Source organism: Nostoc sp. CHAB 5715 (genome assembly GCF_020829685.1).
Taxonomy (GTDB): Bacteria; Cyanobacteriota; Cyanobacteriia; order Cyanobacteriales; family Nostocaceae; genus Nostoc.
This window is the reverse complement of sequence record NZ_JAIVFR010000193.1, coordinates 1-9,258: the sequence shown is the minus strand read 5'-3', so window position 1 is coordinate 9,258 and position 9,258 is coordinate 1. Positions and strand designations below refer to the sequence as shown.

Annotated in this window: 12 protein-coding genes; 3 read left to right on the top strand and 9 right to left on the bottom strand. The window is 42.8% G+C overall.

The genetic code is table 11. The features are described from left to right. Positions 1-179: 179 nt before the first annotated feature. On the top strand, positions 180-632 hold the full coding sequence (locus tag LC574_RS12840) for a hypothetical protein (protein ID WP_229453880.1): 453 nt from the start codon (positions 180-182) through the stop codon (positions 630-632). Positions 633-838: 206 nt separating this feature from the next. Here LC574_RS12840 and LC574_RS12835 read toward each other — a convergent pair whose 3' ends face one another. The 8 genes from LC574_RS12835 to LC574_RS12800 all read right to left on the bottom strand — a co-directional run bounded on the left by LC574_RS12835 (position 839) and on the right by LC574_RS12800 (position 5,762). Beyond that, entirely contained in the window at positions 839-1,438 is a 600-nt protein-coding gene (locus tag LC574_RS12835) for an alpha-ketoglutarate-dependent dioxygenase AlkB (protein ID WP_229453879.1), read from the bottom strand. Continuing rightward, positions 1,435-2,130, bottom strand: coding sequence for a hypothetical protein (locus tag LC574_RS12830; protein ID WP_229453878.1), 696 nt, complete (start codon positions 2,128-2,130; stop codon positions 1,435-1,437). Before LC574_RS12830 ends, LC574_RS12835 begins: the two co-directional genes overlap by 4 nt. Continuing rightward, positions 2,127-2,330 (bottom strand): hypothetical protein, encoded by a 204-nt coding sequence (locus LC574_RS12825; RefSeq protein ID WP_229453877.1) that lies wholly within the window; start codon positions 2,328-2,330, stop codon positions 2,127-2,129. The genes LC574_RS12830 and LC574_RS12825 overlap by 4 nt, the downstream gene beginning before the upstream one ends. Before the next feature lie 67 nt (positions 2,331-2,397). Beyond that, positions 2,398-3,060, bottom strand: coding sequence for a hypothetical protein (locus tag LC574_RS12820; protein ID WP_229453876.1), 663 nt, complete (start codon positions 3,058-3,060; stop codon positions 2,398-2,400). Then, positions 3,044-3,397, bottom strand: coding sequence for a hypothetical protein (locus LC574_RS12815; RefSeq protein WP_229453875.1), 354 nt, complete (start codon positions 3,395-3,397; stop codon positions 3,044-3,046). The genes LC574_RS12820 and LC574_RS12815 overlap by 17 nt, the downstream gene beginning before the upstream one ends. A 74-nt stretch (positions 3,398-3,471) precedes the next feature. Then, positions 3,472-4,401, bottom strand: coding sequence for a hypothetical protein (locus LC574_RS12810; RefSeq protein WP_229453874.1), 930 nt, complete (start codon positions 4,399-4,401; stop codon positions 3,472-3,474). Between the two features lie 125 nt (positions 4,402-4,526). Then, positions 4,527-5,333 carry a hypothetical protein gene (locus LC574_RS12805; protein ID WP_229453873.1) on the bottom strand — a complete coding sequence of 269 codons (807 nt, stop codon included), beginning with the start codon at positions 5,331-5,333 and terminating at the stop codon, positions 4,527-4,529. A gap of 105 nt (positions 5,334-5,438) precedes the next feature. Beyond that, positions 5,439-5,762: a helix-turn-helix transcriptional regulator gene (locus LC574_RS12800; protein ID WP_229453872.1), complete on the bottom strand. Its 324-nt coding sequence runs from the start codon at positions 5,760-5,762 to the stop codon at positions 5,439-5,441. 220 nt (positions 5,763-5,982) lie between these two features. Between LC574_RS12800 and LC574_RS12795 the strand changes: the two genes are divergently transcribed. Both LC574_RS12795 and LC574_RS12790 read left to right on the top strand, forming a co-directional pair. After that, on the top strand, positions 5,983-6,147 hold the full coding sequence (locus LC574_RS12795) for a hypothetical protein (RefSeq protein WP_229453881.1): 165 nt from the start codon (positions 5,983-5,985) through the stop codon (positions 6,145-6,147). 296 nt (positions 6,148-6,443) lie between these two features. Beyond that, positions 6,444-6,962: a lipopolysaccharide assembly protein LapB gene (locus tag LC574_RS12790; protein ID WP_229453871.1), complete on the top strand. Its 519-nt coding sequence runs from the start codon at positions 6,444-6,446 to the stop codon at positions 6,960-6,962. Between the two features lie 832 nt (positions 6,963-7,794). Here the strand turns inward: LC574_RS12790 and LC574_RS12785 are convergent. Then, entirely contained in the window at positions 7,795-8,826 is a 1,032-nt protein-coding gene (locus LC574_RS12785) for an Rpn family recombination-promoting nuclease/putative transposase (protein WP_229453870.1), read from the bottom strand. Positions 8,827-9,258: the final 432 nt, after the last annotated feature.

Below are 9,258 nucleotides of genomic sequence, written 5' to 3'. Positions count from 1 at the left end.
ATTTTAACTCTCTCTCATGATTTGATTCAAAGCTTTATGTTGGGATTGGTGAGAAAGTCCGAAAATGCGTTAACTCTTTCTCGATTTATGGTTCAAAATTTTTCCCACATTATGATTCAAAGCACAACTATCAACAAAGGTGGAGAGAGCTAGAAGCCAGCCGTAATCCATTCGCTACAGTGGTAATGGCTCATTTGGTGGCAATGCAGACCAAGAGTGATAGGTTACAACGTAAGCAGCAGAAGCTGGCTTTAGTGCGTCGGTTGTTCGAGCAAGGGGTTGAGCGCGATGCTGTTGTAAACTTGTTAGCTTTTATTGACTGGATGCTAACGCTACCATTGGATTTAGAACGAGAGTTTAAAACAGAAGTAGAACAATTGGAGGCACAACAGCGTATGCAGTACATGACATCATTTGAGCGAATTGCCCGAATAGAAGAATTGTTAAAAGGCATAGCTTTAGGATTAAAACTCAAATTTGGAACATCTGGACAAAACTTATTACCTGAAATTGAGCTTCTTGAAGATGTTAAATTACTTAGCTCAATCTTGTCAGCAATAGAAACAGCAAATAGTGTTGACGAATTGCGCTCTTTATATGAGCCAGAAATTGATAATCAAGTAGAAAATTAAAGTTTTGCTTGGTATGTAATTTTCCAGGTTCAATTAGCATTATTTAGCTTTAATAATTTGACTGACTTGCTTATTACATCTATTTTTTAAGATGTAACTCGTCTAAAAATCTTCACAAGTAATCACTTAAACAATTGCCTGGGCTGGTTGCTGATTAATAAGATTTGAGATTTGAAACACACGATAAAGTTTAAGAATTACGGTACTCATCTCCTGCCCCCTACGTGTGGTCGAAATGTGAGATTAATCCGAGTGCCAACCACTTTGTTCGTCTTAGGAACTTGATGCAGATGAGTACTCTGGCAACCCGGAAGCATCACCAGCAGACTCCCATGCTCCAGCCAAAAGTCAGTAGGCTTGCCCCCAATGGGCTTGATTTGGAATTTCCTCACTGAACCCAGACTGATGGATGCGATTGTGGGATTTAACCCCATCGAAGCTTCACTGTCGTTGTGCCACCCTATCGAATCTTGGCCACTCCTGTACTGATTGCCGATGACAATGCGGAAGCTGTAGCCTGTGGCAGCAGTAATCCTATTTCGCAGTTGGGCTAGCGATGAAGTCCAAGGCAGTGGTTTGAGTAGTACACTTTTGGAGTAGAGGTAATCACAGCCCTCATCCCCGTAAATACATTCCAAACGAGGCACAGGCATCGTTTTACCCAGCATTCTGATTGTGTTTTGCTGCCATTGCAGTTCTTGGCAATGTTGGTAGAGTTCGTCGGCTTCAGTAAGAGTGAGGAAGTCTGGATAATAGTTGACTGGTAAAACAGTGGTAGGTTCATCAAAAAGTGACATCTGTTTCATAAATATTTCCCTTGGGCTATCGCCCGTACAATCTCAAAAGCCTGTTCAGGCGAAATCGCCTGTTCAGGGTTCTTGTAAAATCCAGCGATCGCCGACTTGGGACGAATAATAATTTGTTGCCCTGTTGCGCGTTTATCCCAGACAAAACATGAGATGGTGATATTATCGGTAGCCCAACGAGTACCCCGTTTATCCTTACGAAAACAGAAGCGGGGCATGATTAGAACAAGTGACGGCGGGTGCTGCTGTAAGAAATCCGCCCGATCATCACAAGGTTCTAGAAAGCTGGTAAGTAAAAAAGCAGCGACACCCACACGCGCTTTCTGGTACGCATTTTTGATGATTGGTGCAGCAAACTCCGAATATGGTGGATTAGTGCAGATCCAATCGCAATCGGGAAATTTTTCCCATGATTTGGCTAATGTTGCATCGTAGTGAAAATGTGCCTGTAAGTTCTGATCGATGTCGTTAGTCCAGATATGTTCTGTATGAGGCCACACATTCAACAAAGAAGCGATCGCTCCCATCCCCACACAAGGCTCACCAATGACACCAGATAACGGAACATGGCGCAGTAATTCCGTAGTAAACCATGATGGAGACTCGTAAAAGTTCAATGGATGCCTGCCAACAGTTTCTCCTGTAGATTTAGGAGAGTATGGCCGTGGTGTCAGCAGTTGTGCAACAGTCATAAACTCTCTCCCACTTGTTTGACAACAAGAGCGCTGATTGATTCAAAATCCACTTGAAAAATGTTCATATCAGTTAGCATCTCGCCACTGTTATAGCGGTCTACAATATGCTGCCTAATACCTGATTCTGAAAGCCCATCGGGGATATTAATGTGAGCCTCACTAGTAATCTTTTCGGTGACTGTAACAATGACTCTCATGTTGGTTATGCCAAATATGAAAAAGTGTTTAATGTGGGGATTGCTACTTGTTTAATAGCGATCGCTTTTATCTCCACGGGGTAAAGTTATTCCATTGAAACCAGCTTGAGCCAGAATTAGAGTATGCAGTGGTGCGATGAATTGCTAGCGGATTGCCCCAGCAGCAGCAAGCATTGATGGCGAATGTAGGCTTATCCTGAAATGTTCCATCTTTTAGGAGAATCTGGTAGACCTCATCCTCAGCCCAAACTTCCACCCATTCCCGGCTTATGTATTCGGTGTAAAACTGACTCCACCGAGATTCTAGCCAGCGCTCATCAGTTTCGCGGTCGTAACGCCACAGTTTAAACACCATGTTCCATTGCGCGAGGAAATCGAGGGCCACCGACTTGGACTGCATCAATATCTCTTTGTCGCCAGGAACAAGCGTTAACTCCTCACACAGCCGGGGAAGCTCCACAGTCACGCCGCCATACTCGACGGTGTACCATTCGATTCCGCTAATATTTTGGTTTACTTGTTCTGCCCAAATTGCCTGTCTTGTATCGGCTGTGTCCTTTGACCTAGCGAGAAACATATCGAAATGCAATACTGTTTCTACTGGTGAGAGTACGCCTTTAACTGCGTGCTGCTGTAGTGCGAAGTCACACGCCAACTCCCAACCGATTGCGTTGATTTGGTCTATTTGCCCTGCTAGTGCTGCTGCTCTTGTGTCATGAAATCTGGCCATCACTTTTTACCTCTGCAATACCTGCTTCTAATGCTTCTTGTGGGGTGGTATAGCTGCCACTTAGATACGGGTCATCAACAAACTCTCTAAAATTACAAACTCCACCACCGTAGGTTAGAGAAAAAGAATAACGTGATGGGTCAGTAGGGCAGTACCAAACTGTCACATTATGTTTACCCTTCATTGCTCCCCGGTTCATGTAAACGCTAGTTTCAAGAATCGGTCTTTTTAGTTGTTTATCTTCCCAAGAGTGATGACAGCAATCGCAATAAACTACTAAATCATCAAGAGCTTTTCTATAAATTTCTTTACTTCCGCACTTGGGGCAGTTATTCATGGTTGCGTAACCTCGAACTTTGAGGATAATCATAAAATCCCAACAGGTTACAAAACTCAGACAGCTAATAATTATCAAACGGTAACTACAGCTTTCTTTGAGAAAGCACCTGCCTGCCTTAGCGCTGCACCAGGACTGGGATGAGCGAAAAATTCTTCTATAGCTTTGGTCAACCCAGCTGCAACAGTCGGCTCGTGACAAGCGTAGACATAGATGGGCTGTTGAACCCCATTAACCAATCGTGTTTCTTGGCGATCGCCCAAGTGTGGGTAGAATGTTCTCACCCATGTCCCAAGATGTCCCCGGTAGTGAGCGCCGCTCAGGGGGACTTTCTTTCCAAGTTCGCTCTCCGCAAAATTCACCACCCCTAGCCACTTTTCTTGTGTGCCGGTTAAGGACTGTCTGTTGTAGTCAGCTATAAGATTGGCGGCGAAGTCTTTGCAATTCTGTTCCATGTATGGGTTGAGTCTGCCACCTGTGAGTTCGGCTAAAGTCTTCATTGCCTGCACAAAAGTATGTAGCCGTTGCTCAACTGGAGGGAGGGCAGGAGTTTCAGAAGAAGGTACTGGTGTGATATTTGGAACAGCTACAACCAAGTCTAAAATGATGGTTCTTACTTGCGCTGCTATCTCAGACTCAGTTAGTAGCATTGCAATGCGGAGTGTCCCCAAAGGTGAAAATACTCTGGCTTGGGCTGTTCGAGATGCTAGCTCCAGTTTGGAGCGAACATCAGCTAAGTCCTTTCCAGTAAGTTTTCTGGTTTCATTAGCCCGGAACTCCTTACTATTTCTCTCGTAGATATGCTTAACACCCTGTATAGAACATTGGAAGTACTGAGCTAACTGTTCAACAGTTGCCCAACCTTGCCCATTCCAAACAGCAAACACAATAGCTTTAGCTTTGTTTAATACTTGTTGAGAGCGAGAAGCATCTAATCCATCTAATGCCGATGTCCTTAAAGATGGAGACTCGATTAAAACGCTTTGGTTTAAAGATAAACTCATGCTGATTCCTTGACTAATATGTTTTTCAGCAAGTAATGGAGTTGAGGTTTGGGTGTGTTTGAAGAAGAACGCCCAAAAAATACCTAAAAGTGAGCAGCAATTTTCACTGCTGCCCACACGAGGCTTTACACTGTGACTAATTCTTGAAGTTGCGATCGCACTTCATGGTTGAAAAGCTGCTGTAATTCCTCAGTAGTCAGTTGCTCTAAGGGTCGGTCTTGCAAGTATTCGTGAACTGGTTCAGCCAGCGACGTATCCACCATCGACAATGAGCGCACAGCATCAAACACGGAGTTAGAATACTGCTGCTGACCTGAATAACGTCTCTTCACCCACCAGTTCCCGTCAGTGCATCCGACTTGCCCCAGTTTCACGCCGTTGTTGTTGTAAATCCCATCATCAAGAATTTCAAAGCCGTAATTCTGGCACTCGTTGAAGATATGCGCCATGATTTGGTTTTCGGTCGTGGAGGGTGTTGCTTCTTTCTCCTGCACAGGTAATGAGCCGTCTTTGTAGTGAGTGCAGATGAAGCGATCGCAACGCATTAGAGTGTTGGCACGAAATACTTCTTTGTTGTTGACCATGACTACCCAACGTTGCGTTAAGTGGTTGTCGTCATAGGTAATAGCGGCTATCAGGTGATTACCAGCGTAATATTCGTGATGGTCAAATGAGATTTCGACTATTGTGAGGGGTTCGGGAGCTACAACTTGGGCTTGGTCAGCGATGTAGTTGTCGAGTTCGGCTTGAGCGAGGGCTTGGTTGTCAACTTTCTGAAGCTGGGCGGATTGATGAGCGATGATGGCGTTTACCCAGGTGTCAGCCGCTCTCTTGTCTCCGGTGGGTGTAACACCGAGTTTGGTGGCGATTCTTTTGAGGCGAGGGAGGTTATAGCGGGAAAGGGCTTGCTGTGTGTACGTTGGATGGGTCATAATAAGATTTCCTGTAAAAGGGTCAAAGGGCGATCGCGCAAGTTTTCCAGGCTGAGGCGGTTGTCCTTTGTTTTATCTCTTATTATTTTACATATTTTATGGAAATTAATCAACAGCTACGGATGAGATTTTTTGTAACAGCGGGTAACTAAGAGTTTGTGCTACAACAGGATAAAATTGCCTAAGCTCGATCCCTAAAATTTGACAATATTTCAAAATAAGAGACAAAGAAACAGAGCGATCGCCTTTGCCCTTCCATTTTTCTATTTTATGAATTAACTGCTGAGAGCAAGGTTCTCCAAGTCCGGTAATTGCTTGTGCTACCTCTTCTCTAGAAAGTTTCTTTTCCTCCCTTTGCTGAAATAAAAATTCACCATATTCCTGATCCCAGTCAATCCGGGATACCAAATCTAAAGGTATTCCTTGCATTACGATTTCTCTCACTGATACTCCTATATTTACACAAGGCGTGGAAAAAGTGGGATACTTCTTCTATGAAGTATGTAAAACCTAAGCAGTATTAGCGTAGAGCCTAAATCGTGAAAGCGATCGCTCTAAATTTGTGTTGACTTTTATGACCCCTTGAAAGTTCTTACTCTCAAGGGGTTCTAAAAAATAACACAATAATTGCATAGAAAAAGGTTTTAGAGTGACAAACCCACAAGTTTTACAAACAGCGATTAACGGCGCAGCTAATGCTCACACAGGATTGCACCAAGCACTTCATGAGTTGCGGCATGGTTCGGTTACGGAAGCGAAGCAAATATTAGCGCGACAGATTGCAGTACTGGCTAATGTGTTGATGTTGCTGTAGGTTAGAAGCACCTGTGTTTCTAGAGGATAATGATGCTTGAGCATCGCCCTCCTCAAACCAACCGTGATTGCGGACCAAAACGAACTGCGATCGCATTGAAATGACTTTTCCGGTAGAATTATACCAGGATTCAACAAAATGGGTTTGACGTTACCTGTTTCGGCTTTGCGCTGAAACCACAAGTTAATCGTGTTGCGACTGATATTGAACTGAAGGCTTGCCTCACACTTCTTGAGACCGTCCAACTCAATCGCTACCGGAAATAGATTGAGAATAATTTTCACAAGAACTTTCTTATGCCAAGTAGAATCCCTAAATCAAGAATGCGTGGTTTACTGGTATTAGTATTCCTGTGCAGTTTCACTTTTTGCTTGTGGCTGGGTAATGTACCACTAATAACAAAGTCCCTCCAATTAGGAGGGGTTGTTAGTGCCCAATCTCCCAATGGTAGTCAGTTAGTGCAACAAGGGCTTGAGCTTTACCAAGCTGGAAATATTACAGCAGCTATTGAACATTGGCAGAAAGCTTTAGAAATCTACCAACAAAACCACAATTCTGCTTCGTCCATGATTGTCCGAGAAAATTTAGCGCGAGGATATCAACAGCTCGGTGAACCGGGACAAGCTATTAAGCAGTGGGATGAAGTCATTGCTTACTATCGCCAAGTAGGTAATTTGCAGCAAATCGGGCGAACACTTACCGAACAGGCGCAAGCATACAGTAAATTAGGGCAACCAACAAAAGCGATCGCCCTGTTATGTAATTCTGAAAAAAATGACAGTTGCAACAATAATAGGTATCGGCTCAATAAGTAGGGGTAGCCCTATTTGATTAGTACACCCTGTGTTATAAAATATGACACATGACGCAAAAAGAGTTGACAGAGGCACTAGTAGATAAACTCCTGCAAACCATCGACCCATCAGAGATTGCAGACGAATCATTGCGTCAAACCATAGAAATATTACTGAACCTAGTAGAGCAACTCAACTCGGAAGTAAAGAACTTAACACAAGAGAACCAACGGTTGCGGGATGAAAATAACCGACTCAAAGGGGAACAAGGGAAGCCGGACATCAAAGCCAAGCAACCCAGAGGCGAAAAAAGTAATCTCTCTTCCGAGAAAGAACGAAAAACCCCAAAAAATCATGAGAAAGGGTTTAAAAACAAAAGCATCAAAATAGACCGTCAACAAATCTTAGAATATCCCCAAGAATTGCTGCCAGTTGATGCACAGTTTAAAGGCTACGAAGAAGTTTTAGTTCAAGACATCAAACTGACAACCGACAACGTTTTATTCCGTAAACAGAAATACTACTCTCCAAGAGAGGGAAAAACTTACTTAGCGGAACTACCAGATGGTTACGAGGGAGAATTTGGACCGGGAATCAAAGCTTTGGTGATTAGCCTATACTATGGCAGCAACATGACCCAAAGCAAATTACTAGAATTTTTGGGTGATATTGGTATTTCCATGTCAGCAGGTTATTTATCTAACTTGTTGATTAAAAACCACGAGGACTTTCATACTGAAAAAAGTGAAGTCTATGAAGCGGGACTTGCTAGTAGCCCTTGGCAGCACTTTGACCAAACAACTGCCCGTGTTGCTGGGGTTAACTACACAACTAATATAGTGTGCAACCCGATTTATACAGTGTACTTCACGACCGAGAAGAAAGATAGGTTGACGGTTCTTAAGGGATTACAAAACGAGCAAGAACTCCAGTTTCTTCTCAATCCACTCACGTATGACCTACTGGAGACTTTCCAAATTCCCCAAAAAATCCAGAAGTCTTTAAAGTTGTTGCATAACTCCTCACGGTCAGCTTGCAAGAGTGAATCCATATATTCATCGGGGGACAATTGTAACAAAGCGGGAATAATGCCTTCTAAAGAAGCATCAATGTCCCCAAAGCGCAGCTTTAAAATCTTAGTAATAGTTGCCCGTCGTTCTACCTGTATTGCTTTCCGTTCCCAACTGGTGACAATTTCCATATACACCTCCTGCTCAGTTAATCCCATTGTATCGACCACAGCTTGAAAGACTTCTTCTTCTGCTGCATTCAGTTCCAAGTACACATCTACAAATCCAGAAATTAATTGCATCCGCGCTGGGTCTAACCTTAAAGTTGTCAGTAACCGTAAACATTCTGCCTTCACCTGCGGACGTTCTGACACCGCAATATTCATCTTCGCCATCAACGCTGCCGCCACTGGATTGTGTTGCGTTAGAAAATCCCGCCAACTTAAGCGATTTAATTGAATTGCTGCAAACTGAAATTCCAGCACCTTTAAATCGGGAAACGTAACACGATAATTTTGAGCTTGGACACGTTTTGGTTCGTCAAAGGAGAAAATCACAACTGGATAAATTGGTAAATCATATTTTTCATGCAAGCGTGCAAAATACTTAAACATTCGCTTGGCAAATGCTGACTCAGTGTAAGACTGATTTTCAACATGAATTAGAAAGTAAGTCTCCTGCTGCTGATAACGCACTTGCGCTAGCAAATCAATTTCTTTCTTTTCCCCAGATGTGACATCAGTAAATACATCTTGGGGTAAAAACTGGATAGAATCACGGTCTATTTGGCTGGCTACTTGAGGCAGGAATAAATTGAGAAACTCAACAAAGAATGTAGATATTAATTCTTTGAAAAGCCTGTCATGGTCAATCATCCTAACAACTCCTCCAACACATCCAAATCTCCGCATTTGGCACAAAAATATCTTCTGGGGACGCTTTGTATCCTGATGTAGATTTTAGCATTTTTCAACCTTTGAACAATAGTATCTTTAGTACTTTTCCTGTTAATTACATACATAAGATTAATACAATTCTGCAAAGCGCGCAGTTCTGATAAATGTTTCCAATAATATGGAACACTGGTGGGAACTTTTTTTTCATATTCTTCGTTTATTCTGAGTCATGTGAGAAAATTAGCTTGAGGATATTTGTTCATAAAACTGCTAACTGTCAAGATTAGCCAACTGGACAATTTATAAATCGCCATTTGGTCTAGCTGTTTCCAGATAAAGTCTTGTTAGGTTAACTCTTAAGGCAATCAGCTTTGAGTACCTATGGCTACCAAAACACTGACCAAACCTAAG